At 68.9% G+C, this 26,777-nt stretch carries 23 protein-coding genes and 2 rRNA genes (1 of these 25 cut by a window edge); 7 read left to right on the forward strand and 18 right to left on the reverse strand.

Annotated elements, in window-relative coordinates:
* Window positions 1-3: 3 nt before the first annotated feature.
* The 3 genes from QFZ67_RS16370 to QFZ67_RS16380 all read left to right on the forward strand — a co-directional run bounded on the left by QFZ67_RS16370 (window position 4) and on the right by QFZ67_RS16380 (window position 4,797).
* The gene (locus tag QFZ67_RS16370; protein ID WP_307661828.1) at window positions 4-762 is read left to right on the forward strand and encodes a DUF4253 domain-containing protein; all 759 of its coding nucleotides are present in this window, start codon (window positions 4-6) and stop codon (window positions 760-762) included.
* A gap of 161 nt (window positions 763-923) precedes the next feature.
* The gene (locus QFZ67_RS16375) at window positions 924-1,820 is read left to right on the forward strand and encodes a chitinase (protein ID WP_307661829.1); all 897 of its coding nucleotides are present in this window, start codon (window positions 924-926) and stop codon (window positions 1,818-1,820) included.
* A gap of 208 nt (window positions 1,821-2,028) precedes the next feature.
* Window positions 2,029-4,797 carry a hypothetical protein gene (locus QFZ67_RS16380; protein WP_307661830.1) on the forward strand — a complete coding sequence of 923 codons (2,769 nt, stop codon included), beginning with the start codon at window positions 2,029-2,031 and terminating at the stop codon, window positions 4,795-4,797.
* Between the two features lie 68 nt (window positions 4,798-4,865).
* Here QFZ67_RS16380 and QFZ67_RS16385 read toward each other — a convergent pair whose 3' ends face one another.
* Both QFZ67_RS16385 and QFZ67_RS16390 read right to left on the reverse strand, forming a co-directional pair.
* On the reverse strand, window positions 4,866-5,270 hold the full coding sequence (locus tag QFZ67_RS16385; RefSeq protein WP_307661831.1) for a VOC family protein: 405 nt from the start codon (window positions 5,268-5,270) through the stop codon (window positions 4,866-4,868).
* A gap of 54 nt (window positions 5,271-5,324) precedes the next feature.
* Complete coding sequence (locus QFZ67_RS16390) at window positions 5,325-5,489, reverse strand: hypothetical protein (protein WP_307661832.1); 165 nt, start codon at window positions 5,487-5,489, stop codon at window positions 5,325-5,327.
* Window positions 5,490-5,590: 101 nt separating this feature from the next.
* Between QFZ67_RS16390 and QFZ67_RS16395 the strand changes: the two genes are divergently transcribed.
* A complete protein-coding gene (locus QFZ67_RS16395; RefSeq protein WP_307661833.1) occupies window positions 5,591-6,271 on the forward strand; it encodes a TetR/AcrR family transcriptional regulator in 681 nt (226 codons plus the stop codon).
* Window positions 6,272-6,331: 60 nt separating this feature from the next.
* Here the strand turns inward: QFZ67_RS16395 and hemB are convergent, their stop codons facing one another.
* The 6 genes from hemB to QFZ67_RS16425 form a co-directional block, all read right to left on the reverse strand.
* Window positions 6,332-7,333, reverse strand: a complete 1,002-nt coding sequence (hemB, locus tag QFZ67_RS16400) for a porphobilinogen synthase (RefSeq protein WP_307661834.1) — start codon at window positions 7,331-7,333, stop codon at window positions 6,332-6,334.
* A gap of 317 nt (window positions 7,334-7,650) precedes the next feature.
* Window positions 7,651-9,309 carry a uroporphyrinogen-III synthase gene (locus tag QFZ67_RS16405; RefSeq protein WP_307661835.1) on the reverse strand — a complete coding sequence of 553 codons (1,659 nt, stop codon included), beginning with the start codon at window positions 9,307-9,309 and terminating at the stop codon, window positions 7,651-7,653.
* On the reverse strand, window positions 9,306-10,274 hold the full coding sequence (hemC, locus tag QFZ67_RS16410) for a hydroxymethylbilane synthase (RefSeq protein WP_307661836.1): 969 nt from the start codon (window positions 10,272-10,274) through the stop codon (window positions 9,306-9,308). The genes QFZ67_RS16405 and hemC overlap by 4 nt, the downstream gene beginning before the upstream one ends.
* Window positions 10,271-11,917 (reverse strand): glutamyl-tRNA reductase, encoded by a 1,647-nt coding sequence (locus QFZ67_RS16415; RefSeq protein ID WP_307661837.1) that lies wholly within the window; start codon window positions 11,915-11,917, stop codon window positions 10,271-10,273. The genes hemC and QFZ67_RS16415 overlap by 4 nt, the downstream gene beginning before the upstream one ends.
* Window positions 11,914-12,642 carry a redox-sensing transcriptional repressor Rex gene (locus tag QFZ67_RS16420; RefSeq protein ID WP_307661838.1) on the reverse strand — a complete coding sequence of 243 codons (729 nt, stop codon included), beginning with the start codon at window positions 12,640-12,642 and terminating at the stop codon, window positions 11,914-11,916. The genes QFZ67_RS16415 and QFZ67_RS16420 overlap by 4 nt, the downstream gene beginning before the upstream one ends.
* A gap of 331 nt (window positions 12,643-12,973) precedes the next feature.
* Window positions 12,974-13,249 (reverse strand): glutaredoxin family protein, encoded by a 276-nt coding sequence (locus QFZ67_RS16425; RefSeq protein ID WP_307661839.1) that lies wholly within the window; start codon window positions 13,247-13,249, stop codon window positions 12,974-12,976.
* 147 nt (window positions 13,250-13,396) lie between these two features.
* On the opposite strand from QFZ67_RS16425, the gene QFZ67_RS16430 reads away from it, so the two are divergent.
* The 3 genes from QFZ67_RS16430 to QFZ67_RS16440 all read left to right on the forward strand — a co-directional run bounded on the left by QFZ67_RS16430 (window position 13,397) and on the right by QFZ67_RS16440 (window position 16,989).
* Window positions 13,397-14,347: an HAD family phosphatase gene (locus QFZ67_RS16430; RefSeq protein WP_307661840.1), complete on the forward strand. Its 951-nt coding sequence runs from the start codon at window positions 13,397-13,399 to the stop codon at window positions 14,345-14,347.
* Window positions 14,348-14,740: 393 nt separating this feature from the next.
* Window positions 14,741-15,589: an ECF subfamily RNA polymerase sigma factor, BldN family gene (locus tag QFZ67_RS16435; protein WP_307661841.1), complete on the forward strand. Its 849-nt coding sequence runs from the start codon at window positions 14,741-14,743 to the stop codon at window positions 15,587-15,589.
* 218 nt (window positions 15,590-15,807) lie between these two features.
* The gene (locus tag QFZ67_RS16440; RefSeq protein WP_307661842.1) at window positions 15,808-16,989 is read left to right on the forward strand and encodes a DUF5667 domain-containing protein; all 1,182 of its coding nucleotides are present in this window, start codon (window positions 15,808-15,810) and stop codon (window positions 16,987-16,989) included.
* Between the two features lie 107 nt (window positions 16,990-17,096).
* On the opposite strand, the gene QFZ67_RS16445 is transcribed toward QFZ67_RS16440, so the two are convergent.
* The 10 genes from QFZ67_RS16445 to QFZ67_RS16490 form a co-directional block, all read right to left on the reverse strand.
* Complete coding sequence (locus tag QFZ67_RS16445) at window positions 17,097-18,155, reverse strand: lysophospholipid acyltransferase family protein (protein ID WP_307661843.1); 1,059 nt, start codon at window positions 18,153-18,155, stop codon at window positions 17,097-17,099.
* 15 nt (window positions 18,156-18,170) lie between these two features.
* Window positions 18,171-19,301, reverse strand: a complete 1,131-nt coding sequence (locus QFZ67_RS16450) for an NAD-dependent epimerase/dehydratase family protein (RefSeq protein ID WP_307661844.1) — start codon at window positions 19,299-19,301, stop codon at window positions 18,171-18,173.
* A 194-nt stretch (window positions 19,302-19,495) separates the two neighbouring features.
* Window positions 19,496-19,594 carry a 30S ribosomal protein bS22 gene (locus tag QFZ67_RS16455; protein WP_003948845.1) on the reverse strand — a complete coding sequence of 33 codons (99 nt, stop codon included), beginning with the start codon at window positions 19,592-19,594 and terminating at the stop codon, window positions 19,496-19,498.
* Between the two features lie 122 nt (window positions 19,595-19,716).
* Entirely contained in the window at window positions 19,717-19,929 is a 213-nt protein-coding gene (locus QFZ67_RS16460; protein WP_014046653.1) for a helix-turn-helix domain-containing protein, read from the reverse strand.
* 128 nt (window positions 19,930-20,057) lie between these two features.
* Complete coding sequence (locus QFZ67_RS16465) at window positions 20,058-20,873, reverse strand: phosphatase (RefSeq protein ID WP_307661845.1); 816 nt, start codon at window positions 20,871-20,873, stop codon at window positions 20,058-20,060.
* Window positions 20,874-21,256: 383 nt separating this feature from the next.
* Window positions 21,257-22,432, reverse strand: coding sequence for an acetoin utilization protein AcuC (locus QFZ67_RS16470; RefSeq protein ID WP_307661846.1), 1,176 nt, complete (start codon window positions 22,430-22,432; stop codon window positions 21,257-21,259).
* Window positions 22,383-23,630, reverse strand: a complete 1,248-nt coding sequence (locus QFZ67_RS16475) for an MFS transporter (protein ID WP_307661847.1) — start codon at window positions 23,628-23,630, stop codon at window positions 22,383-22,385. Before QFZ67_RS16475 ends, QFZ67_RS16470 begins: the two co-directional genes overlap by 50 nt.
* Window positions 23,631-23,673: 43 nt before the next feature.
* Window positions 23,674-24,318, reverse strand: coding sequence for an HAD family phosphatase (locus QFZ67_RS16480; RefSeq protein WP_307661848.1), 645 nt, complete (start codon window positions 24,316-24,318; stop codon window positions 23,674-23,676).
* 63 nt (window positions 24,319-24,381) lie between these two features.
* Window positions 24,382-24,498: ribosomal RNA gene (gene rrf / locus QFZ67_RS16485) — 5S ribosomal RNA — on the reverse strand.
* 87 nt (window positions 24,499-24,585) lie between these two features.
* Window positions 24,586-26,777: ribosomal RNA gene (locus tag QFZ67_RS16490) — 23S ribosomal RNA — on the reverse strand (it continues 931 nt past the right edge of the window).

The following is a 26,777-nucleotide window of genomic DNA, read 5'->3' on the forward strand; positions in this document are numbered from 1 at the left end:
TCCATGGTGATCAACCCGAACGCGCTCGGCCTGGATCTACCGCCCGGTGCCATGCGCGTCCAGCCGTCCCTCTGGTACGCGAACGAGCCCGCACAGCTCAACACTTGGGCGCGCCTGCTCCCCGCCCGGGAGGCATCCGGCATGCACCCGGTGCTGCTCGTCAACGACGAGGACCGCTCCCTCTCCTGGGATCGGGACCTCGATCTCGACCGTGTGTCGCACCCGGACGACTACGACGTCGAAGAGGTCCTGACGTCCCTGTGGGACTACGACATGGCGGAGAACGAAGCCGAGGACGACGCGGACACCATCGCCCCGTTCACGTCCGAGTGGCCGGGCCTCGCCCCCGCGGGCGAGCGGGTGGCCGACCCGGACGTCACGGCCGCCCGGGTCGCGGACGAGCTGATGGAGGCCGGCCGACTGCCCGGCGCCCGGGCCGGGCTGATTCCCGTACGCCGCAGCGCGGACATCCTCAGCGCGCTGGGCTGGACCGCCGCGGGCATCCACTACGACACGGGCCCGCTGTCCACCGTCCTGCGCTCGTGGGAGGACCGCTTCGGACTGCGCGTCGTCGCGCTCCACTTCGACCGCCTGGACGTCTCCGTCGCGGCCCCGCCCCGCACGATGACGGAGGCGCTCGCAGTCGCCGCCGAGCACCACGCGTTCTGCCCGGACAACGTCCGGCAGGGGTACGACACGATCCGCGAGTACGCGACGGAGGGCCTGCTGGGCAGGCAGCACTGGACCTTCTGGTGGGACTGACCGGAAGAACAATTTTCGGCTGACCTAAGGTCACATTGGTCTATACCTTGACTCGATCACGTCAACACGCTTGAGTGTGCGGCAAGCCCCCCACCACGGCCTGTTCGGAGGCCTCAACGCCCGATCCGGACAAGGCCGTTGCCGTGCAAAGGAGTGATCGAATGCTGAGACAACGCATCCTGGCGTTGCTGATAGCGGTCCTCGTAGGAAGCGGACTGGCAGCGGTCTTCATGCCCGCCGCGACCGCCGCCACCGCGGACGCCTGCACCTCCGCGCCGAACTGGTCTGCCGGTACTTGGTACGGCACTGGCAACGTTGTCAAATACACAGACGGCAAGTACTACATAGCCGAGCACGACAACCCGGGTTACGACCCCACCATCAGCACCTGGTACTGGGACCCGTACACCTGTAGCGGCGGCGGGAACCCGTCCCCGTCCGGCTTCGTCGTGAGCGAGTCGCAGTTCAATCAGATGTTCCCGAACCGGAATTCGTTCTACACGTACAGCGGGCTGACCGCCGCCCTCAGCGCGTACCCCGGCTTCGCGAACACCGGCAGTGACACCGTCAAGAAGCAGGAGGCCGCCGCCTTCCTCGCCAACGTCAGTCACGAAACCGGCGGTCTGGTCCACATCGTGGAGCAGAACGAGGCCAACTACCCGCACTACTGCGACTGGAGCCAGCCCTACGGCTGCCCGGCCGGCCAGGCCGCGTACTACGGCCGCGGGCCGATCCAGCTCAGCTGGAACTTCAACTACAAGGCCGCGGGCGACGCGCTCGGCATTGATCTGCTCAACAACCCCTGGCTTGTGCAGAACGACGCCGCGGTGGCCTGGAAGACGGGCCTTTGGTACTGGAACACGCAGAACGGCCCGGGCACGATGACCCCGCACAACGCGATGGTCAACCAGGCCGGCTTCGGCCAGACCATCCGCTCCATCAACGGCTCGCTCGAATGCGACGGCAAGAACCCGGCGCAGGTGCAGAGCCGCGTGAACAACTACACGCAGTTCACGCAGATCCTGGGCGTGCCGACAGGTTCCAACCTGTACTGCTGACCCACCCCCCACACAGACCGCGGGCCGGGGAGAACGCTCCCCCGGTCCGCGGTCAGCCATGTGAGCCCCTATTTCGCGCCACAGTCACTGTGGCCACTCCCTGTTCACGTACCCCCAGGCAACCCACAGGATCTTCTCCCCGTCCTCCGGAATCGAGAGGCACCCGGGCCCAACCGGGCGCCCCAGTCGGGGGGTTGAGGAGAGACCGTTGATACGAGCCCGGAGAGTGTGGGCCACCGCGATAGCGGTGCTCACGGTGGCGGGGGTGTCGCCGGCAGTGGCTTACGCCCAGCCGCAGCCACCTGATGTCACGCCCGTCAGGGCGGCGAACGAAGAGAACGGCCTGCCGCCCGGCTGGCGGATCACGAACACCGACGGGGAACAGGCGCTGGAGTGGCGTTCCCCGCGCCGGGTACCCGCGGGCGACGCGCGCGTGGAGTTCCACGCCGACGGCAAGCTTGTCGGCGTGCCCGAGCCGGAGAAGGACGGCCGGACATTCCGGCTGCCATTCGACGACGCGCGCACAGCAGATCTGGCGGATCTTCAGGTGCTGGCGGCCGGCCGGCGGCTGGACCAGGAAGCCGACGGCGCTCGTGACCGGCGCTCCCCTTCCGCCGCGAAACCGCCTGCCAAGCTTCCGGCCGGCTCCGTCGACCCGGGCAAGCCCGGCACGTACCGCACGGTCACCGGCGAGTACGCACTCGACCCGGTCCGCCTGCCCGGCTTCTCCGCGCCCGTCGAGATGCGCGGCGTCGTCGTCGCACCGAAGGACGCCAAGGGCAAGCGTCCGGTCGCGCTGTTCCTGCACGGCCGGCATGCCACCTGCTACGTCCCGGGCAGCGAGGAGGTGAACGGCGACTGGCCCTGTGCGAAGGGCGCCAAGCCGATCCCGAGCCACCGGGGCTATCTGCGGGACCAGGAACTGCTGGCCTCCCAGGGCTATGTGACCGTGTCGATCTCCGCCAACGGCATCAACGGCCAGGACGGAGCCGCCGAGGACGGCGGCGCGCAGGCGCGCTCCTCTCTGGTGCGCACCCACCTGACCCGCTGGGCCGACTGGGCCGCAAAGCCGGCCGCGGCACCCGCGGCCGTACGGAAGGCGCCGAAGGCCGACCTGTCCCGCGTCCTGCTCGTCGGCCACTCGCGCGGCGGCGAGGGCGTCAACCGCGCCGCCATGGACAGCCTGTACCCGCCCCCGCCCGCCCAGGACAGCTACCGCGGAAAGGTACGCTGGCAGATCAGCGGGACCGTGCTCATCGGGCCGACGATCTTCGGCCAGAACCCGGTGCCGGACGTGCCGTCGCTGACGATCCTGCCGGGCTGCGACGGCGACGTCTCCGACCTCCAGGGCCAGGTGTACGCCGACGGCACCCGCGGGGTCAGCCGGGGCAAGGCCCTGCACAGCGCGGTCTACATGGTCGGAGCCAACCACAACTACTTCAACAGCGAGTGGACGCCGGGCAAGGCCCAGGCGCCCGCCGACGACGACTTCTGGCCCGACCCCGAGCAGCCGGACCCGGTGTGCTCGCCGGGCACCGCGACCCGGCTGACCGCCGACCAGCAGCACCGGGCCGGCGCCACCTATATCGCCGCCGCGGCCCGGCTGTTCGTCGCCGGTGACGACCGGGTGCGCGAACTGCTCGACGGCTCGGGCCGCCGGGCCCCCTCCGCAGATCCCGCGCGGGTGCTGACCCACGCGGTCGGCGCGAACCGCGGCGCCGGGTTCCTGCCGGACGGCTCCGTGAAGGTGACCGGCGGACGGCTGTGCTCCGCGATCGATCCCGACCCGCGCGCGGCCTGCCTGGACACGGAGGCGGGCTCCTCGCCGCACTTCGCGAACTGGGGGCCGGAACGCGAGACGGGCCGCCGCGCGGTGGCCCTGCGCTGGTCCACGCCCGGCTCGGCGGTGAAGGTCCGCCCCGAGAAGCCGCTCTCCGTCAAGGACGCCAAGAGCCTCGCGCTGCGCGTCTTCGTGCCGCCGAACTCCACCGGCACACAGCTCGACGTGTCCGTCACCGACGCCTCCGGCAAGCGGGCGAACCTCGGTCGCGTGCAGGTGGACGGCCTCCCTGGCAGCGACCGCACCGCCTCCTACTGGGCGCGCGAGGTGCGCGTACCGCTCACCGCGGCCACCCGCGCCAGCCTCGACCTGCGCCACATCGCCTCTCTGGAGCTGACCCCGCGCACCAGCTCCGGACAGGCGTGGCTGATGGACGCCTGGGCGTGGAGCCCCGGCACCCCCGCCGTGAAGGAAGCCTCCCTGACCCGTGTCGACATCGGTCGCCTCAAGGTCAAGGAGGGCGACTCGGGCGTCCACACGTACCGGGTGCCCGTCCGCGTTTCCGGGAAGGGCAGCGGCACGGTCCGGCTGTACGTCCTCGACCCGGCCACCGGCAAGGCAAAGGACCGGCTGGTGACAGTGCGGCCCGGTGGCAGCAGCATCGACGTGTCGGTGCAGGTGAAGGGCAACAAGCGGTACGCCTGGGACGTGTCCCACGACGTGCTCGTGAAGGCGGTCCGCGGAACCGTCGTCGGCTCGCACGCGGGCGGGGTCACCGCCGAGAACGACGACCCGATGCCCGAGATCACCGTGAAGCCGGTCGCCGGCAAGGTGACCGAGGGGCAGCCCCTCAAGTGGCAGATCTCCCTGTCCGCGCCCGCCGACGTGGAGATCACGAAGACGCTGAAGATCGTCCCCGTAACGGGCCGCCCCGAGCTGTCCACCAAGGACGTCGACCGGCAGTGGCTGCTCGACATGCTCGGCGAGGTCCCGGACGGTGAAGTGCCGCTGTCCCAGCTGGAGTACGCCTACCTGTGGGCCGGGGTACCGGCCGGGAAGACGAGCGCCGAGGTGCCTGTGCCCACGGTCCGCGACCAGGTGGCCGAGCCGACGGAGTACGTGGGCCTCCAGCCCACCGACGACGAGGGCAAGCCGGACGGCCCGGTCCTGACCGGCACGGTGCTCGACGCGCCGTAGGCACAGCCGCGTTGGTCACGCGGGCGTGAGCCGGGACCCCCGGTTCACGCCCGCGTGAACCGGGGCCCTCACATGCTCTCCTCCTGAGCGTCGGCGGGCGTGACCCATTCGACGAACTGGATGATCAGTCCGTTGGGGTCGGTGACCTGGAAGAGGCGTTCGCCCCACGGCTCTTCGCGCAACGGCATGGTGATCTCGACGCCCTCCGCACGCAGCCGCTTCTCCTCGGCCTCCAGCCCCGTGAGGGTGAAGGCGAGGATCAGACCTCCGGCGTGCCGGTCGCGCTGATCCGCGGGCAGGACCTCGATGCCGCGCCGCAGCAGGACTATGTCCACCGCGGCGTCGGGCCGCGTGAGGGAGGCGAAGCCTTCGGCGACGGCCTGTTCCTGGTAGCCGAGGTGAGTCGTGAAGAAGGCCTGGGAAGCGGCCACATCGTCGACGGTGAGCGAGACGGTGGAAGTGGTGATCTGCAAGGCAGGCTCCTTCACGCAAGGGGGAGTTGACGGGGGCGGAGACCTCGGCGGCGGTCAGTACGAGCTGCGCCGCGGGAGGTTGCGTACGCGGACGTTGTTGTCCCGGAAGCGGGCGGGCGGGATCTGCGCGAGCTGCCGTCGCCCTGAACCCCGGCGAGCGGCGCGGTAGTCGGCCTCAGCCTGATCGGCGAGGGCCTTGGCGATGTCGACGTGCTGCATACGAGGCGTCCCCTCGAGAGAGAAACTTACGTTAGACGTAAACTTAGATCCGACGTACCTCGGGTGTCAACATAAATTTGCCACCGATGTAAGATTTCTCCATGGGTACCGAGACCAGCACAGCAGTGGGCAGGAACGCCCCCGCCTCCGCCGAGCCGGCGACCGGACTGCGGGAGTCCAAGAAGCGCGAGACACGGCAACTGATCTCCGACCAGGCCACCCGGCTCTTCATCGCTCAGGGCTTCGAAGAGACGACCATCGCGCAGATCGCCGACGCCGCGCGCGTGGCCAAGAAGACGGTGACCAACTACTTCCCGCGCAAGGAGGACATGGCTCTGGACCACCAGGAGGAGTTCGTCGGGAGCCTGGCGCACACGGTGGCGACCCGGGGTACCGGAGAGTCAGCCCTCACGGCGCTGCGCCGCGCGTTCGAGACCGCCGTCGCGGCGCAGAACCCGGTCGCGGGATTCGCCGGCCTGGACTTCTCCCGCATGATCGACGACAGCCCCACTCTGTCGGTGTGTCTGCGCAGCCTGCACGACCGGCGCGAGGAGGCCCTCACCGACGCCCTGGCCCAGGCCACCGGTTCTTCCACCGCCGACATCACTCCGCGTACGGCCGCGGCCCTGCTCGGCGCGGTGCACCGGGTGCTGTTCCGGCGTATCCAGGAGCTCACCCTCGCGGGCCGTACCAACGACGACATCGCCCAGGCCGTCGCGGACGAGGCTGCCCGCGCCTTCGGCATGCTCGAACCGGCCCTCGGGGAGTACGCCGTCGCGTGACCGGTACCGCGGACGGCCCGGTGCGCGTGCGCGCACCGGGCCGTCGGGAAAGTTCCTTCCTCAGCGACCTGCGCCGAGCCCCTGCGCGACCTCCGTCGCCCAGTAGGTGAGGATCATGCTCGCGCCCGCGCGCTTGATACCCAGCAGCGTCTCGGCGATCGCCTTGTCGCGGTCGATCCAGCCCTTCTCCGCCGCGGCCTCGACCATCGCGTACTCACCGCTGATCTGGTACGCGGCGACCGGCACGTCCACGGCCTCGGCGACCTTCGCCAGCACATCGAGATACGGGCCCGCCGGCTTGACCATCACCATGTCGGCTCCCTCTTCCAGGTCCAGCGCCAACTCCCGCAGGGACTCGCGGACATTGGCGGGGTCCTGCTGGTACGTCTTGCGGTCACCGCGGAGCGAGGACCCGACGGCCTCGCGGAAGGGGCCGTAGAAGGCGGAGGTGTACTTGGCCGTATAGGCCAGGATCGACACGTCCTCCTTGCCGATGGTGTCCAGCGCGTCGCGGATGACGCCGACCTGGCCGTCCATCATCCCGCTGGGCCCGACGACATGGACGCCCGCGTCGGCCTGGACCTGGGCCATCTCGGCGTACCGCTCGAGGGTGGCGTCGTTGTCGACGCGCCCCTCGGCGTCGAGGACCCCGCAGTGACCGTGATCGGTGTACTCGTCGAGACACAGATCGGACATGATCACGAGCTCGTCCCCGACCTCGGACTTCACGTCCCGGATCGCGACCTGGAGAATCCCGTCCGGGTCCGTCCCCGCCGTCCCGGCCGCGTCCTTCTTCGCGTCCTCCGGCACCCCGAAGATCATGATCCCGGCTACGCCCGCCTCGCGCGCCTCGACGGCGGCCTTACGGAGGGTGTCGCGGGTGTGCTGCACGACGCCGGGCATCGCGGAGATGGCGACGGGCTCGCTGATCCCTTCCCGTACGAAGGCGGGGAGGATCAGATCGGCGGGGTGGAGCCGGGTCTCGGCGACCATGCGCCGCATCGCGGGGGTCGTGCGCAGCCGCCGCGGCCGCGCGCCGGGAAAGGATCCGTACGCAGTCATAGCGGCAACGCTACGCCCGTCCGGGGGCCACACGTACCGACAGCCCGTCGGCGCGATCCAGCCCTGGGACTCCGCCCCAGACCCCGCGCCTCAATCGCCGGCGAGGCTGGATGTGCGGCCAAGCCGCACATCCAGCCCGTCCGGCGTTTGAGGACATGCGGCCGAAGGTCGCATACGGGGGCTCGGGGGCGGAGCCCCAGTTCGCGCCGCGCAGCCGGCGCAGGGGTCTGGGGCGGAGCCCCAGTTACGGGAAGGGTCGGGGTGGGGAACAGGCCCGCCGCAGGCGACCCGCACCGCACCCCACCGCACCGCCAGGACTACGTCGTCCGTCTGCGCCGTCCGCCAGGACGCCGCTCGCTCGGCCGCGTCACATGCTCCCCCGCCTCCACCGCCGCCGCCCGCCGCTGCGCGCCGAACTCCGCCAGCGCCTCCGCCAGCTTGTGCACCGACGGCTCCGGCGACAGCACATCCACCCGCAGGCCGTGCTCCTCCGCGGTCTTCGCGGTCGCGGGACCGATACACGCGATGACGGTCACGTTGTGCGGCTTGCCTGCGATGCCGACCAGATTCCGCACCGTGCTCGACGACGTGAACAGCACCGCGTCGAACCCACCGCCCTTGATCGCCTCACGCGTGTCCGCCGGCGGCGGCGACGCCCGCACCGTCCGGTACGCGGTGACGTCGTCGACCTCCCACCCGAGCTCGATCAGCCCGGCGACCAGCGTCTCCGTGGCGATGTCGGCGCGCGGCAGGAACACCCGGTCGATCGGGTCGAAGACGGGGTCGTACGGCGGCCAGTCCTCGAGCAGCCCCGCCGCGGACTGCTCCCCGCTAGGCACCAGGTCCGGCTTGACGCCGAAGTCGACCAGCGCGGCGGCCGTCTGCTCCCCCACCGCGGCGACCTTGATCCCCGCGAAGGCACGGGCGTCGAGCCCGTACTCCTCGAACTTCTCCCGCACGGCCTTGACCGCGTTCACCGAGGTGAAGGCGATCCACTCATAGCGGCCCGTCACCAGGCCCTTGACCGCGCGCTCCATCTGCTGCGGCGTGCGCGGCGGTTCGACCGCGATGGTCGGCACCTCGTGCGGCACAGCGCCGTACGAACGCAACTGGTCGGAGAGCGAAGCCGCCTGCTCCTTGGTCCGCGGTACGAGCACCTTCCAGCCGAACAGCGGCTTGGACTCGAACCACGCGAGCTGGTCGCGCTGGGCGGCGGCACTGCGCTCACCGACCACGGCTATGACGGACTGGTGGCCTTCCGGGGACGGCAGCACCTTCGCCTGCTTCAGCGTCTGCGCGATCGTGCCCAGCGTCGCGGTCCACGTCCGCTGGCGCGTCGTCGTACCGGCGACGGTGACGGTCAGCGGGGTGTCCGGCTTTCGGCCCGCGGCCACCAGCTCGCCCGCCGCCGCGGCGACCGTCTCCAGCGTCGTGGAGACGACGACCGTGCCGTCGCTCGCGCCGACCTCGGTCCAGCAACGCTCGCTCGCGGTACGGGCGTCCACGAAGCGGACGTCCGTACCCTGCGGGTCGCGCAGCGGCACACCGGCGTACGCGGGCACGCCCACCGCGGTGGCGACACCCGGCACGACCTCGAAGGTAATCCCCTCCGCGGCGCAGGCGAGCATCTCCTGACCTGCGTCGGTGTCCAGGCCCGGGTCGCCGGTCACCGCCCGTACGACCCGCTTGCCGCCCCGTGCGGCCTCCATGACAAGATTGGCCGCATCCCTGAGTACGGGGATCCCGGCGGCTGTTGATGCCTCGTCAACAACCGTCAGTTCAGGCGTGCTTACACCCGCTCGCGCATGGCTGCGCACGACGTCGAGCACATCCGGCTCGGCGATCAGTACGTCGGCGCGCGCGAGCGCCTCGACGGCGCGCAAAGTCAGCAGTCCGGGGTCGCCGGGTCCGGCGCCGAGGAAAGTGACGTGCCCGTGTGCCGAGAACGTCGAGGATGCATTGGCGGTGGGGCTCAAAGTGCTCGCTCCCCCATAAGACCGGCCGCACCCTTGGCGAGCATCTCGGACGCGAGTTCGCGACCGAGCGCGATGGCGTCGCCGTGCGACGTGGGTACGGGACCGGTGGTGGACAGCTGCACCAGCGTCGAGCCGTCGGTCGTGCCGACGACGCCGCGCAGGCGCATCTCAGTGACAACCTGTCCGTCGGCCAGCAGGTCGGCCAGCGCACCCACAGGTGCGGAGCAGCCGGCCTCCAGGGCGGCGAGCAGGGAACGCTCGGCGGTCACGGCGGCCCGGGTCTCCGGGTCGTCGAGCTCGGCGAGTGCGGCGGCGAGGTCCGCGTTGACCGCGGCGCACTCGATCGCCAGGGCCCCCTGGCCGGGGGCGGGCAGGACGAAGTCGACCGACAGCAAGTCGGTGACCTCGTCGGTCCTGCCGAGGCGGTTGAGCCCGGCCGCGGCAAGCACCACGGCGTCCAGCTCCCCGCTGCGTACATATCCGATCCGGGTGTCGACGTTGCCGCGGATCGGCACGGTCTCTATGGCCATGCCGTGGCTGCGGGCGTAGGCGTTCAGCTGCGCCATCCTGCGCGGCGAGCCGGTACCGATGCGAGCGCCGGACGGCAGCTCGGCGAAGGTCAGGCCGTCGCGGGCCACCAGCGCGTCCCGCGGGTCCTCACGCGGCGGCACGGCCGCGAGCGTCAGGTCGACGGGCTGCCCGGTGGGCAGGTCCTTCAGCGAGTGAACGGCGAAGTCGACTTCATCCCGCAGCAGGGCGTCCCGCAATGCGGTGACGAAGACCCCCGTACCGCCGATCTGTGCGAGAGCCTCACGGGAGGTGTCCCCGTACGTGGTGATCTCGACGAGCTCGACGGCACGGCCGGTCAACTGACGCACCGCCTGAGCCACTTGCCCGGACTGGGCCATGGCCAGCGCGCTGCGCCTGGTCCCGAGCCTCAGTGGCCTTTCGGCCCTCTCGGTCATACTCGCCCTCGGTTCTTGACATCGGCGTCATTCATGTCGGCCCGGCTGACGGAGGCGACCGTCTCCGGGTCGAGGTCGAAGAGTGTCCGCAGCGCGTCCGCGTACCCGGCACCGCCGGGCTCGCTGGCGAGCTGCTTCACCCGCACGGTGGGCGCGTGCAGGAGCTTGTCGACGACGCGGCGCACGGTCTGGGTGATCTCGGCGCGCTCCTTGTCGTCCAGGTCGGGAAGACGGCCTTCGAGCCGAGCGACTTCACCGGCGACGACGTCGGCCGCCATGGTGCGCAGGGCTACAACGGTCGGCGTGATGTGCGCGGCACGCTGGGCGGCGCCGAAGGCGGCGACTTCGTCGGAGACTATGCCGCGCACCTGGTCCACATCGGCGGCCATGGGGGCGTCGGCGGAGGCCTCGGCGAGCGACTCGATGTCGACGAGCCGGACCCCGGCGAGCCGGTGGACGGCGCCGTCGATGTCCCGCGGCATGGCCAGATCGAGCAGCGCGAGCCGCACGCGGGCGGTGCGGGTCACCCGGCCGGCCGCTACGACGACGCTGCGCGCGGCCCGGTCCGCGTTGTCGACCCAGGCCCCGTGCTGCGCAAGGTCCTCGGCGTGCAACTGGTCCAGCCCCACGGGGCAACCTTCAGCGAGCTCGCTGTCGGCACGCTCTTCGGGCGTGTCGTCAATCGCCGGACGGGCTGGAGAACCGGCCGAGCGGTCCGCGATACGCCCGTCCCTCGCCGCCGTCGCCGCGAGGCGGGCCACCAGGCTGCCGTCCGGGGCGCGCAGGTCGTCCCGCGTCTGTGGGGCGGACGGGACCGCGAGTGCCGCCGCGACCGATTCCGCCGTCAGGACCAGCCCCGTCGCACCCGTGCACGACACCGCCACATCGGCACGTGTCAGCTCGTCGGCAACGGAGGCCATCGTCACCGCGCGCACCGTCATGCCGCCCGGCTCGTTCAGCACCGCGGCCAGCCGCTCCGCGCGCTCCAGCGTCCGGTTGGCGATGACAAGTTCACGTACACCCAGCCGCGCCAGCGTCGTCGCGGCCAGCGAGGACATCGAGCCCGCGCCGATGACCAGCACCCGCTTGCCCGCGGCCCAGCCCTCGACGTCCGCGCCGTCCGCCAACTGCTCCAGGCCGAACGTGACGAGCGACTGCCCCGCCCGGTCGATCCCGGTCTCGCTGTGCGCACGCTTGCCGACGCGCAGAGCCTGCTGGAAGAGGTCGTTGATCAGCCGGCCCGCGGTGTGCAAGTCCTGCCCGAGCGCGAGCGCGTCCTTGATCTGCCCGAGGATCTGTCCCTCGCCGACGACCATGGAGTCGAGCCCGCACGCCACCGAGAAGAGGTGGTGGACGGCCCGGTCCTCGTAGTGCACATAGAGATACGGAGTGAGCTCCTCGAGCCCGACCCCGCTGTGCTGCGCCAGCAGCGTCGACAGCTCGGCGACACCCGCGTGGAACTTGTCCACGTCCGCGTACAGCTCGATGCGGTTGCACGTGGCAAGCACCGCGGCCTCCGCCGCAGGCTCCGCGGCCAGCGTGTCCTGGAGCAGCTTGACCTGCGTGTCCGCAGCCAGCGAGGCACGCTCCAGCACGCTCACCGGCGCACTGCGGTGACTCAGTCCGACGACCAGAAGGCTCATGCCGGCATCACGGCGGGCATGTCCCCGTCCGGTCCCTTCCGGCCTGCCGCGGCCTCGGCCTCCTCGCCGGCCTTCCGCTGCTCGTGGAAGGCGAGGATCTGCAGCTCGATCGAGAGGTCGACCTTGCGCACATCCACGCCGTCGGGCACGGAGAGGACGGTGGGGGCGAAGTTGAGGATGGAGGTGACGCCGGCCGCGATCAGGCGTTCGCACACCTGCTGCGCCGCGCCGGCAGGCGTCGAGATGACGCCGATCGACACTCCGTTGTCGCTGATGATCTTCTCGAGCTCATCGGTGTGCTGGACGGGCATCCCGGCGACCGGCTTCCCGGCCATCGTGGGGTCCGCGTCGATCAGCGCGGCGACCCGGAAGCCGCGCGAGGCGAACCCGCCGTAGTTGGCGAGCGCGGCGCCGAGGTTACCGATGCCGACGATGACGACGGGCCAGTCCTGGGTCAGGCCCAGCTCGCGGGAGATCTGGTAGACGAGGTATTCCACGTCGTAGCCGACGCCCCGCGTCCCGTAGGAGCCGAGGTAGGAGAAGTCCTTGCGCAGCTTCGCGGAGTTGACCCCGGCCGCGGCCGCGAGTTCCTCGGACGAGACAGTGGGCACGGACCGCTCGGACAGCGCGGTCAGGGCGCGCAGGTACAGCGGAAGCCGGGCGACGGTGGCCTCGGGGATTCCTCGGCTACGGGTCGCCGGTCGGTGATTTCGGCCAGTTGCCACGGTGCTCCTGCGGGATGAGCGAAGCTCTAGGCGGTCGTATGTCCAGGGACCGCCCCGTCGAATGCAGGCTATGTCTTTGTGAACGCGTGCACAAAGATGGTGTCCGTTTTGTCCGTGCAAAGTGACCGGGGTCACGCGATTCGGGCGCGCGACCCAGGAACCACGAACCGGACCCGTCCGTTCGAGACGCGAAGGGGACAAAGCCGCACACGCTCCTTACGAATACGCCCCCGAGGCAGCCCACTGTGCCCTGTCCCCATCGCGTCCCGATAGAGCCGGGTCCGCCGGAGAAATCCCAGCAAAACAGCCATGATGGTGACGAACTTTCCGGTTACGCCCCCAGCGCGCGGCGCAGCCGCCCGGCGTCGACACGCCAGAAGGTGTGCTGCTCCCCGTCGACCAGGACAACCGGAATCTGCTCCCAGTACGCCCGGTGCAGCGCCTCGTCCTGAGTGATGTCCTTCTCCTCCCAGGACGCACCCGCCTCGGTGCACACCTCCTCGATCACGACCCGCGCGTCGTCACAGAGGTGACACCCCGGCTTCCCGATCAGCGTCACCACGCGCTCGTCGGCCTTCTTCTTCGTACGCCGCAACACAGGACTCATGCAGCCATTCTCCGCCCGCGCCCGCGCGATGCGACGCCCAGTCCCGTACGTACGGAATCACCCGTTTAACAGAGCGGTCGCGGAGAGTTCACGCCATGGCATCCCGGCGTGTCGGGAAGTGCCGAACGGACTGGCTATGCTCACGACATGGCCGCATTGGGATGGCTCACCCCCCGTAGACGCTCCGCCACCGCGCGGAGCGTGCTCGCAGGCGAGGCAGCAGCCGAGGCAGCGCGTAAGTCGTCGCAGCAACTCGAGGCGCTCGATGCACTCGAGGCGCGGGACGGCACTGCCCCGGCCGGCGAACCGGAGTTCCCCGTCACCGGGGACGACCGGGCCGCAGCCTTCTTCGACCTCGACAACACCGTGATGCAGGGCGCCGCGATCTTTCACTTCGGCCGCGGCCTGTACAAGCGGAAGTTCTTCCAGCGCCGCGAACTGGCCCGGTTCGCCTGGCAGCAGACGTGGTTCAGGCTCGCCGGCGTCGAGGACCCGGAGCATATGCAGGACGTCCGCGAGTCCGCCCTGTCCATCGTCAAGGGCCACCGCGTCTCCGAGCTGATGAGCATCGGCGAGGAGATCTACGACGAGTACATGGCCGACCGCATCTGGCCCGGCACCCGCGCCCTCGCCCAGGCGCACCTCGACGCGGGCCAGAAGGTCTGGCTGGTGACCGCGGCTCCGGTGGAGACCGCGACGATCATCGCCCGCCGCCTCGGCCTGACCGGAGCGCTGGGCACCGTCGCCGAGTCGGTGGACGGCGTGTACACCGGCAAGCTGGTGGGTGAGCCGCTGCACGGCCCCGCCAAGGCCGAGGCCGTGCGCGCGCTGGCCGCCGCCGAGGGCCTGGACCTGACCCGCTGCGCGGCGTACAGCGACTCGCACAACGACATCCCGATGCTTTCGCTGGTGGGGCATCCGTACGCCATCAACCCGGACACCAAACTCCGCAAGCACGCACGTGCGCGCGAATGGCGGCTGCGTGACTACCGGACGGGCCGCAAGGCCGCGAAGGTCGGCATCCCGGCCGCGGCCGGCGTGGGCGCCATCGCGGGCGGGACGGCCGCCGCGGTCGCCCTGCACCGCCGCCGGCGCTGACCCGCCGCTGACGACCCTCCGGCGCTTACCCGCCGCTGACCCCTCGGCCGCTGACCCATCGGCCGCCGCCGAGGCGGACGACGCGCCGAGGGCCAATCCGGGCCCTTTACCCGGGCAGGCCCCCGGCCAGTCCTGATGCCGCCGACCGGGCACAACTCACCGCGCGACAAGACAGATCGCGACGCAATTCGATCAACAAGCGCTCACAAAGTGTTAGTTGATGCGTCGCAGAGGCGTAAGAGAAGCGACGGAAACGACGATTTGGGCAACTGGGTGTAGCACTGCCTGTACGAAGCGTTATTCTCCTCAGACGCATGACGGATCCCACCAGTCATCACGACGGGTGAATGATCCCGCACTGCACGTGATGGAAGCTCTGCCTCTGGGAGTCCCGTGTACCCACACGTCGGGGTTGACGCCTCGGGCCTGGCTACGCTGCGCGCAACGGTCCTCGACCACATGCGCGGCTTCGTCCCCACCGCGTACGCCGTCCCCGCATTCGCCACGCCCCGCCTTGCCGTAAGCGGCCCTGCCGCCCCCTGCTACGCCCTGGCCGACGGCATCGAGAAGGTGCCGGGGCGCAGCGCCGTCGTTGAGGGGCGGAGGTCGGGCGGCGGGCGGGACGTCGGCAGACGGGGCAGCCGGGGCGGCTCCGGCGCCTCGACCACCGCCCGCCGGCCCAGCGCCGACAGCGACAGCGCCCGCATGATGGACCTGGTCGAGCGCGCCCAGGCGGGCGAGGCCGACGCTTTCGGCCGTCTCTACGACCAGTACAGCGACACCGTCTACCGCTATATCTACTACCGCGTTGGCGGCAAGGCGACGGCGGAGGACCTCACCAGCGAGACCTTCCTGCGCGCCCTGCGCCGTATCTCCACCTTCACCTGGCAGGGCCGCGACTTCGGCGCCTGGCTGGTCACGATCGCCCGCAATCTGGTGGCCGACCACTTCAAGTCCAGCCGCTTCCGGCTGGAAGTGACCACAGGCGAAATGCTCGACGCCAACGAGGTCGAACGCAGCCCCGAAGACTCCGTCCTGGAATCCCTGTCGAACGCCGCGCTGCTGGAAGCGGTCCGCAAGCTCAACCCTCAGCAGCAGGAGTGCGTGACCCTGCGCTTCCTGCAAGGCCTCTCGGTCGCCGAGACGGCCAGGGTGATGGGCAAGAACGAGGGCGCGATCAAGACCCTCCAGTACCGGGCGGTGCGCACCCTGGCCCGGCTCCTCCCCGACGACGCCCGCTGACCCCTCCAACTCACAATCCGTGACGGCTTGATGACGCACTGGTCCGATCATCTTTCGCGCGTAACCCAAGTGCCGCGACGCTCGTTGTGCGGGATGCAGGCTCCCTGTGGTCACGCCATGCCCACAGCCACTCACTCGATCGTGTGGATGTGCTCAAGGCGTGCAACCTTCCGGACCCCCAGGGGAGTCGATCGTCATGACGAGAGGAGGTGCCGCCAGTGATCGGACAAGTTTCGGCGCACCGGCGGGCGAACGCCTTCGCCCAGGCCTTGGAAGACCAGGCGGCCGAGCAGCCCACGGAATCGGTCGAACCGACCGAGCACGGACGGCTGTTGGCCCTGGCGAACGGTCTCGGCGAGCTGCCGAAGCCGGAGCTGGACCCCGAGGTCAAGGTGGTGCAGCGAGCACAGCTCGTGGCTGCCATGGAAGAGATGTTCGCCTCGGGAGGTGCGTCCGAGGGCTCTACGGTGCCCGGGCAACGGACCACCGGCCGAGGCGCCCATCGGGCCTCCCGGCTCCGGAAATTGCGCCCGCGCTCGCGCTGGACGAAGGGGATCGCAGCCGGCGGTCTCACCGTAGGCGTCGCCGCGGGGGCCTTCAGCGGAGTGGCCGCTGCCAGTTCCGAGGCTCTTCCAGGTGACTCGCTGTACGGGCTGAAGCGTGGCATGGAAGATTTCAAGCTCGGCATGGCGGACGACGACTCCGACCGCGGCGAGCTCTACCTCGACCAGGCATCCAACCGCCTCAGCGAGGCCCGCCGCCTCATGGAGCGCGGCCGGGCGGGCGACATGGACCACGAGTCGCTCGGCGAGGTCCGCCGAGCGCTCAACGGCATGCGGCACGACGCCAGCGAGGGACACCGCCTGCTGAGCGCGGCGTACGAACGGGACGGATCACTCGGCCCGATGGCGACGCTCAATTCGTTCTCCCGGTCGCACCGCGACGCGTGGAACGGGCTCCGCGACCGGCTGCCGGTCCAGCTGACCGACGTGGGCGACGAGGTGAACTCCGTCTTCGACGCCATAGACCAGGAGGTCGGCCCGCTGGAGTCGCTGCTGCCCCGGGCCCCGGAGAAGGGCCGCGGCTCCCAGCAGTCCGGCTCGGCCACGCAGGACTCCGGCAGGACCTCGGGCCCTGGGCTTACGACACCGTCCGCAAGCGGCACCAGCGACAACCGCCCCGGCGAGGTCGGCCGGCCGCACCCGTCCGGTTCGGGCACCACGGCGGCCGAGGGCCTGCTCGGCGGGAACACGGGCGGCCTGTTCGAGACCCCGGCGAACGGCGCGTCACCGTACCCGTCCGGCAAGAACTCCACGCCGCCGCAGCCGGATGTCACGATCCCGCCGCTGCTGCCGGGGATCCTGCCCGGGCTTGGCTTCGACAGCGAGGACGACCAGTAAGTACGTCGGTACATGGGTGAGGGCGGCTGCTCCCAGAAGGAGCAGTCGCCCTCACCCGTGTCTCAGAAGAACAGGTCTCGGAGGAAAAGGTCTCGGAGGAACAGGTCTCAGAAGAACACCGAGCGGCGCTGCACGAGCAACTTGTACAGCGTGTGCTGGATCTGCTCCCGCACCTGATCCGTCAGGTTGAACATCAGCATCGGATCCTCCGCCGCCTCCGGCGGATACCCGTCCGTCGGGATCGGCTCGCCGAACTGGATCGTCCACTTCGTCGGCAGCGGCACCGCACCCAGCGGCCCAAGCCATGGGAACGTCGGCGTGATCGGGAAGTACGGGAAGCCCAGCAGCCGCGCCAGCGTCTTCGCGTTGCCGAGCATCGGGTAGATCTCCTCCGCCCCGACGATCGAGCACGGCACAATCGGCGCCCCCGCCCGCAGCGCCGTCGACACAAAGCCGCCGCGCCCGAACCGCTGAAGCTTGTAGCGGTCGCTGAACGGCTTGCCGATGCCCTTGAAGCCCTCCGGCATCACCCCGACCACCTCGCCGCGCTGGAGCAGCCGCTCCGCGTCCTCAGAGCACGCCAGGGTGTGACCGGCCTTGCGGGCCAGCTCGTTGACCACCGGCAGCATGAACACCAAGTCCGCGGCGAGCAGCCGCAGATGGCGGCCCGCCGGATGGTTATCGTGGACGGCGACCTGCATCATCAGCCCGTCCAGCGGCAGCGTCCCCGAGTGGTTCGCCACCACCAGCGCCCCGCCGTCGGACGGGATGTTCTCGACGCCCTTCACTTCGACCCGGAAGTACTTCTCGTACAGCGGCCGGACCATCGACATCAGGACCTGGTCGGTGAGCTCCTTGTCGTAACCGAACTCGTCGACCTCGTAGTCACCGGTGACCCGCCGACGCAGGAACGCAAGACCGCCCGCGATCCGCCGCTCCCAGCCGGCGCTCCCGCCCACCCGCTCCTGGACCGCCGGGGGCTCCTGGCCAATCGATTCAGCAGCCCGCACCACCCCCTGCGCAGGCACGGGGCTGACCGGAACCTCGCGTACGGCCGCGGGCTCGGCCTTCCGGCGACTGCCCCCTGCGGGGCGCCGCCGCGCCGATCGCTGCGCGCTGCCGCGCGAACGGTCGTCGTCGAACGGAATGACCTTGGCGTCCGCCATCGTTGGCTGCGCTCCTTATTCGGCGTCGCTCTGAGTCGTCTTGGTGGTCTGGGTGGTCTGGGTGGTCTGGGTGGTGGCAGCCATCTGCCCGGCTGTCGTACGGGCATGCACACCGCCCACGAAAGGCAGCGCCGCCGCCACCTGGTCCACCGCCCTCGCGAGGGTCTCCGGCGGCAGCAGCCCCGGACCCCGGCTGCGGGCGAAGTCCGCAAAGGCCTCCGCGGTCGTGTACTTCGGGTCGAAGCCCAGTGTTTCGCGCATCTGCGATGTGCTCACCACCCGGCCGTGCGTGAGCAGCCGGATCTGCTCGGGCGAGAAGTCCGTGACGCCGACCGTACGCAGCGCGGAGCCGACCCAGGTGACGGCGGGCAGCAGCACCGGCATCGTCGGCCGCCCCAGCCGCCGTGAGCACTGCGAGAGAAGCAGCACGCCGTCGCCCGCGACATTGAACGTGCCGCTGTTGAGCGTCCCGCGCCGCGGCTCGTGCAAGGCGATCCGCAGAACGTCGATCACATCGTCCTCGTGGACGAACTGCAGCCGCGGGTCGTAGCCGAAGACGGTCGGCATGACGGGCAGCGAGAAGAACTCGGCGAGCGGGGAGTCCGCGCACGGCCCGAGGATGTTCGCGAAGCGCAGCACGCACACCGCGACGTCGGGCCGCCGCCGGGCGAAGCCGCGTACGTATCCCTCGACCTCCACCGCGTCCTTCGCGAAGCCGCCGCTCGGCAGGGACTTGGGCGGGGTGGTCTCGGTGAAGACGGCGGGGTCGCGGGGCGCGGAGCCGTACACGCTCGTACTGGACTTGATCACCAGCCGCTTGACGGTCGGCGACTTCTGGCAGGCGCCGAGCAGCTGCATGGTGCCGATGACGTTGGTCTCCTTGACCGTCGTACGGCCGCCGGCGCCGAGCGGCGTACCCGTGACGTCCATGTGCACGACGGTGTCGACGGCATACTCGGCCAGCACCCGCGCTATCGCGGGCTGGCGGATGTCCGCGCGGACGAAGTCGGCCCCGCCCAGATGATGCTGGGGCCCCACCGCGTCGACGCCGATCACCCGGTCCACCTCGGGATCCCGCTGGATTCGCCGTACGAGACGGCCTCCGAGCTGCCGGGCCACTCCGGTGACGAGCACGACCTTCCCCAAGACCAGCGCCTTCCCATAGGTCCGCCTAGGTCCACCTTTACGCGTCACCGTAGCGGTTCGGTGTTGCGCTGTGATGACCGCGCGGCGCACTTTTGCCGGCGTCGCAGAAATGGACGCAAAAATAGGCCACCACAACACCGCGGCCCTCCCACCGTGCTGGTGGAAGGGCCGCGGCGACACGTACAGCCTGTCGCTTACTTCTTGTTACGACGCTGAACGCGGGTGCGCTTGAGCAGCTTGCGGTGCTTCTTCTTCGCCATCCGCTTGCGCCGCTTCTTGATAACAGAGCCCACGACTACCCTCGCTCACTTCTCTTCACTCGGTGCGGGGCGTCTGGGCCCACACGACCTACGTCGGCCTAGCCTACCTGCCGCCGAGTGAGGGACGTAATCCGAGGGGAACCGGCCGGCTCCGACTACGCGGATTCCACCCCCACGAAGGATTCGCGGAGGTACTCGTGAACCGCTTGCTCCGGAACCCGGAAGGACCTGCCCACCCGGATCGCCGGCAGATGACCGCTGTGCACCAAGCGGTACACGGTCATCTTCGACACTCGCATCACCGAGGCGACTTCCGCCACGGTAAGGAACTTGACCTCGTTGAGAGGCCTCTCGCTGCCAGCAGCCATGACCCACCTGTACCTTCCGCACATGACGCACACCGGCTTCCCCTCCGGTGACTCTTCGTCGCTGTGCGCTCACTCCCCAGACTAGGGGCGGGTGATGCGAGTGGGGAAGAGGAGCAGCCATCGGCCGCCTACTGTGACAGACACGCTCGATTGAGTACATAGCGAGTAAGCGGTCGGTAGTAATCAGACCGCACAGCGTCATCAAGCGGAACGGCTACGGACACCCGCCCCTCGGCCTCGCCGACGAACAGCGCGGGATCGTCCGTATCAGCCAGACCGATGGCCTCAATCCCCAGCTGACCTGCCCCGCAGACCCAGCCGTGGTCCCCGACGACCAGCTCGGGCAGCGGCCCTCCGCACTCCGCGACGCTCTCCAGGGCGGCCCGAACCGGGAGCGGTGAGTGGGTGTGTGCGCCGGTCCCACTGCCGGCGCCCTGTGCGCCGGGTTCCCGCATCAGCGCGACTCCTCGTGCGTACTCAAGGTTGTACGTGCGTACGCCGAACCGGGTCGTTATGTCGACACATCGCCCCTTCGCGGGTGTGAGTACAAGACACCCCGCCGCCGACAAAGCGTCTGCCAGCCCGGCGTAGAACCCGAGCAGCCGATGCGGATGCCCGGTCCCGAACAGCACGGCACCCCGCCGCGCGGCCACCTCCCCAAGCCGCTCGGCAAACGCGACGAGCCCGCTCAACGTCCGCTCCGGATCGATGACATCGGGCCCTGCGGTGTGGTGGGGGTCGTCCGAGACACCGCACTTGTCAGCCATCAGCGCGATCAAGTCCCGCTCGCCCCAGTCCCATTCGGGATCGAGCCCGAGGGTGACGCGGGGATCCCTGGCGGCGAAGAGGCGATAGCTGCGCAGACTCTCCTCACGCGACGTGGCCACGGGCCCGGCCAGCCGTGCAGCCAGGAGATGCGCACGTAACGCTCCGGTACTCAACACTCTGCTGATGCTCCCGCACGGCTCTGATCCGACGGGTCAAAAGGCTGGATACGCCGCACAGTTGGCGTAACGGCACTGGGCACCCCGCACAGCGGCAGCCGCCCACACCGCGAACGCCCGCACCGCCAGGGGCGTGGGGATCAAGGGCGGGCGGGTGGGGTCAACCCCCCGGGTCCGGGGCGGAGCCCCGGTTCGGGACTGGGCGGGATGGTGTGGGGCGGGGAAACGCCCCGCGCAGCGGCACCCGCCCACACCGCGCAGACGCCCGCGCCGCACAGACGCCCTTTCCGCACAGACGCCGGCAACCAGGACCCGGGACCCGCACCGCGGACCCCGCCGCCGGGGGCCCGCCCCGCGGACCCCCGGTACCCGTACCGCGCCCCCTACGCCAGCAACCCCCGCAGCGGAAACACCGCCCGCCGCGTGGCCAGCACCGCCTGATCAACCCGATCCGCCGGGTCGTACCCTTCCTCCCACCCCCGCCACACCGGATCCAGCCCATCCGTCATCCGCCCCGGCGCCACCCGCCGCGTCCGCGCATACACCGCATCCCGCCACGACGACGGAATCACAGACTCCGGCTCCACCGGCGCGTGCCCCGCGATCCCCACCAAGTGCGTCCACGACCGCGGCACCACTTCCACCACTTCGTACCCGCCGCCCCCCAGGGCGACCCAGCGCCCCCCGTCCACGTACTCATGCGCCAACGCGTGACAAGAGGCCTGCACCACCCGCTGCGCATCCAACGACACGGCCAGATGCGCCAGCGGATCGTCGAAGTGCGTATCGGCCCCGTGCTGCGTCACCAGCACCTGCGGCCGGAAGTCCGCCAGCAACTCCGGCACCACCGCGTGAAACGCCCGCAGCCACCCCGCGTCCCCCGTCCCGGCCGACAGCGCCAGATTCACCGCACTGCCCTCGGCCGCACCCGGCGCCCCCGTCTCCTCGGGCCACCCCGTCCCCGGAAAGAGCGTCCGCGGATGCTCATGCAGCGACACGGTCAGCACCCGCGGGTCGTCCCAGAACGTCGCCTGCACCCCATCGCCGTGATGCACATCGACATCCACATACGCGACCCGCTCCGCCCCCAGCTCCAGCAGCCGGGCAATGGCCAGCGACGCGTCGTTGTAGATGCAGAACCCTGCCGCCGAACCCGGCATCGCATGGTGCAGCCCGCCCGCGAAGTTCACCGCATGCGTCGCCTCCCCGCGCCACACCGCCTCCGCCGCCCCCACCGACTGCCCCGCGATCAGCGCCGACGCCTCATGCATCCCCACGAACGCCGGGTCGTCCATCGTCCCCAGCCCGTACGCCTGGTCCGCAGCCCGCGGATCCGCCGACGCCGCCCGCACCGCCGCCACGTAGTCCTCGCGGTGTACGAGCCGGAGCGTCGAGTCCCCGGCCGGCTTCGCGGCCACCACATCCAGGGCACGATCAAGCCCGTACGCCCGCACCAACTCCATGGTCAGCGCAAGCCGCACCGGATCCATCGGATGGCCGTTCCCGAAGTCATACTTCGTTACCGCCTCGTCCCACATCAACAACCCGCGGCCGCTCATGCCCGACACCGTATCCGGCTTGTTGCATCTCGAACGAACGGGCATACCGCAACGTCACAAGCACCAACACCATCGGCACGACCATCGCCCAGCGATAGCTCCACACATCCCCGAGGGCCCCCACAAGCGGCGAGCCGACCAGAAACCCCACGTAGTTGAAGACATTCAGCCGCGCCACAGCCGCATCACTCGCCCCAGGACCGCCGCTCTCCACAGCCAGCCGCCCCGCCGCCGCGAACGTCTGCGGCACGATCACACACAACCCGAGCCCCAGCATGGTGAACCCGAGAATCCCCACCCAGGCTCCCGGCGCCACGGCCACCACCCCGAACCCGGCCGCCGCGAGCACGGTTCCGCACCGCACAACCGCGACCGCCCCGAACCGCCGCACCCCAAGATCCCCGACGGCCCGCCCGAGCAGCGTCGTGACCATATAGGCGTTGTACGGAACGGTCGCGAGCTCCTCCGAGCTCCCCAGCACGTCCTGCAGATACTTCGCGCTCCAATTCGAGACGGTCGAGTCCCCGATGTACGCGAAGGTCATGACCAGACAGAGCGGCAGCAGCAGCCTGAAGGCGACCCCCTGCCCCTCCAGGGCCCCTTTCCGCGCCGCTTCCCCAGCGCGCTCCCCACCCCGCTCCCCGTCCGCGTACCACCGGCTTCCGACCAGCGCCGCCGGCAACAGCACGCCGGCCACCGGCAGATACGACACGAGCAGCGACAGATCCCAGTGCGCCCCGACCCACGCGAAGGAGGCCCCGGCGATCCCACCCAGGCTGTACGCCGCGTGGAAACCGAGCATGATGCTCCGCCCGTACGCCCGCTGCAGGCTCACCCCGAGCATGTTCATGGACGCATCCAGCGCCCCCACCGCCAGCCCGAACGCTCCCAGCGCGAGCGCCACCTGCCATATTTCGCTCCCGGCCGCGACCCCGAGCAGCGCCAGCACCACGAGCGGCTGGGCCCAACGCAGTACGACACTCGGCGCGACCCGCTTCACCAGCCGCTCGGTGACCACACTCGCCACCCCGGCGAGTACGGGCACGGCCGCCAGAAACGCGGGCAGCAGCCCGTCAGATATCCCGTACCGGTCCTGGATGGCGGGGATACGCGTCACGAGCAGCGCGAAGGCCACTCCCTGCGCGAAGAAACTCAACGCCAAGGAGGCCCGACCATGCCGCAACCGCGCATCTGTCATGGCCGCACAGCGTAGGCCGCTCAAATACTCATGGGTAGATAGATCACGCAAGCAATGCGGGCAACTCCGCCATGGCCCCGAAGTACCCCTTGGCCCCGTCCAGCTTCCCGGCCAGCGTCATCGCAGTGAACGCGTACACATCCATCCCGGCCGCCCTGGCCGCCGCCACCCCGAGGGGACTGTCCTCCACAACCACACACCGCTCCGGTGCGACCCCCATCCGCTCGGCTGCATGCAGAAACAGATCCGGCGCCGGCTTCCCCCGCCCCACATCCTGCGCACTGAAGACCGTCCCGTCCTCGAACCACCGGTCAAGACCGGTCCTCCGGTGCCCGACCCGGATCCGCGCATGACTCCCGGACGACGCGACGCAGTACGACACCCCGTCCGCGACCAGCTTCTCCAGCACCTCTGTCACGCCGTCCACGGCGGTCAACTCACGCTCGAAGGCGGCAAAGACGCGAGCATGCAGAGTGTCGTCGAAGTCCACGGGCAACGACTGCCCGGTCCGCTCCTTCACCAGATCGTGTACCCGGTGCACAGCGGCCCCCATGTAGTCACGAATGGACTCTTCGTACGAGGTGGGGTGCCCGAGCTCGGTGAGGTAGCCGGCCAGGATGGCGTTGGAGATGGGCTCGCTGTCGACGAGCACACCGTCGTTGTCGAAGATCACAAGGTCGTAGCGCATGCTTGGACCCTAAACGCAGAAAAGCCCCGCACCAAAATGGTGCGGGGCTTTCCCACAAAGATTGTTCGGCGGCGTCCTACTCTCCCACAGGGTCCCCCCTGCAGTACCATCGGCGCTGAAAGGCTTAGCTTCCGGGTTCGGAATGTAACCGGGCGTTTCCCTAACGCAATGACCACCGAAACTCTATGAAGATATCGATCCGGAGCCCCGGCCATGGGGGCTCGACAGTTCGTTACTTCAGAACTGACACAGTGGACGCGAGCAACTGAGGACAAGCCCTCGGCCTATTAGTACCAGTCAGCTTCACCGGTTGCCCGGCTTCCACATCTGGCCTATCAACCCAGTCGTCTACTGGGAGCCTTACCCTCTCAAGGAGGTGGGAGTCCTCATCTCGAAGCAGGCTTCCCGCTTAGATGCTTTCAGCGGTTATCCTTTCCGAACGTAGCCAACCAGCCATGCCCTTGGCAGGACAACTGGCACACCAGAGGTTCGTCCGTCCCGGTCCTCTCGTACTAGGGACAGCCCTTCTCAAGACTCCTGCGCGCGCAGCGGATAGGGACCGAACTGTCTCACGACGTTCTAAACCCAGCTCGCGTACCGCTTTAATGGGCGAACAGCCCAACCCTTGGGACCGACTCCAGCCCCAGGATGCGACGAGCCGACATCGAGGTGCCAAACCATCCCGTCGATATGGACTCTTGGGGAAGATCAGCCTGTTATCCCCGGGGTACCTTTTATCCGTTGAGCGACGGCGCTTCCACAAGCCACCGCCGGATCACTAGTCCCGACTTTCGTCCCTGCTCGACCCGTCGGTCTCACAGTCAAGCTCCCTTGTGCACTTACACTCAACACCTGATTGCCAACCAGGCTGAGGGAACCTTTGGGCGCCTCCGTTACCCTTTGGGAGGCAACCGCCCCAGTTAAACTACCCATCAGACACTGTCCCTGATCCGGATCACGGACCCAGGTTAGACATCCAGCACGACCAGAGTGGTATTTCAACGACGACTCCCCCTGAACTGGCGTCCAGAGTTCACAGTCTCCCACCTATCCTACACAAGCCGAACCGAACACCAATATCAAACTGTAGTAAAGGTCCCGGGGTCTTTCCGTCCTGCTGCGCGAAACGAGCATCTTTACTCGTAGTGCAATTTCACCGGGCCTATGGTTGAGACAGTCGAGAAGTCGTTACGCCATTCGTGCAGGTCGGAACTTACCCGACAAGGAATTTCGCTACCTTAGGATGGTTATAGTTACCACCGCCGTTTACTGGCGCTTAAGTTCTCAGCTTCGCCACACCGAAATGTGACTAACCGGTCCCCTTAACGTTCCAGCACCGGGCAGGCGTCAGTCCGTATACATCGCCTTACGGCTTCGCACGGACCTGTGTTTTTAGTAAACAGTCGCTTCTCGCTGGTCTCTGCGGCCACCCCCAGCTCAGAGTGCAAGACTCATCACCGGTGATGGCCCCCCTTCTCCCGAAGTTACGGGGGCATTTTGCCGAGTTCCTTAACCATAGTTCACCCGAACGCCTCGGTATTCTCTACCTGACCACCTGAGTCGGTTTAGGGTACGGGCCGCCATGAAACTCGCTAGAGGCTTTTCTCGACAGCATAGGATCATCCACTTCACCACAATCGGCTCGGCATCAGGTCTCAGCCTTGATGTGTGACGGATTTGCCTATCACACGGCCTACACCCTTACCCCGGGACAACCACCGCCCGGGCTGGACTACCTTCCTGCGTCACCCCATCGCTTACCTACTACCACCTTGGGCCGGCGGCTCCACCACTCCCCTTCACCCGAAGGATCCAGGACGGCTTCACGGCCTTAGCATTAATGGGCTCGATACTGGGCGTTTCAAAGCGGGTACCGGAATATCAACCGGTTGTCCATCGACTACGCCTGTCGGCCTCGCCTTAGGTCCCGACTTACCCTGGGCAGATCAGCTTGACCCAGGAACCCTTAGTCAATCGGCGCACACGTTTCTCACGTGTGTATCGCTACTCATGCCTGCATTCTCACTCGTGTACCGTCCACCACTCGCTTACGCGGCGGCTTCACCCGGCACACGACGCTCCCCTACCCATCCCAGCGGGCGTTGGCCCTCATGCTGGAATGACACGACTTCGGCGGTACGCTTGAGCCCCGCTACATTGTCGGCGCGGAATCACTTGACCAGTGAGCTATTACGCACTCTTTCAAGGGTGGCTGCTTCTAAGCCAACCTCCTGGTTGTCTCTGCGACTCCACATCCTTTCCCACTTAGCGTACGCTTAGGGGCCTTAGTCGATGCTCTGGGCTGTTTCCCTCTCGACCATGGAGCTTATCCCCCACAGTCTCACTGCCGCGCTCTCACTTACCGGCATTCGGAGTTTGGCTAAGGTCAGTAACCCGGTAGGGCCCATCGCCTATCCAGTGCTCTACCTCCGGCAAGAAACACACGACGCTGCACCTAA

Source organism: Streptomyces sp. V1I1 (assembly GCF_030817355.1).
GTDB lineage: Bacteria > Actinomycetota > Actinomycetes > Streptomycetales > Streptomycetaceae > Streptomyces.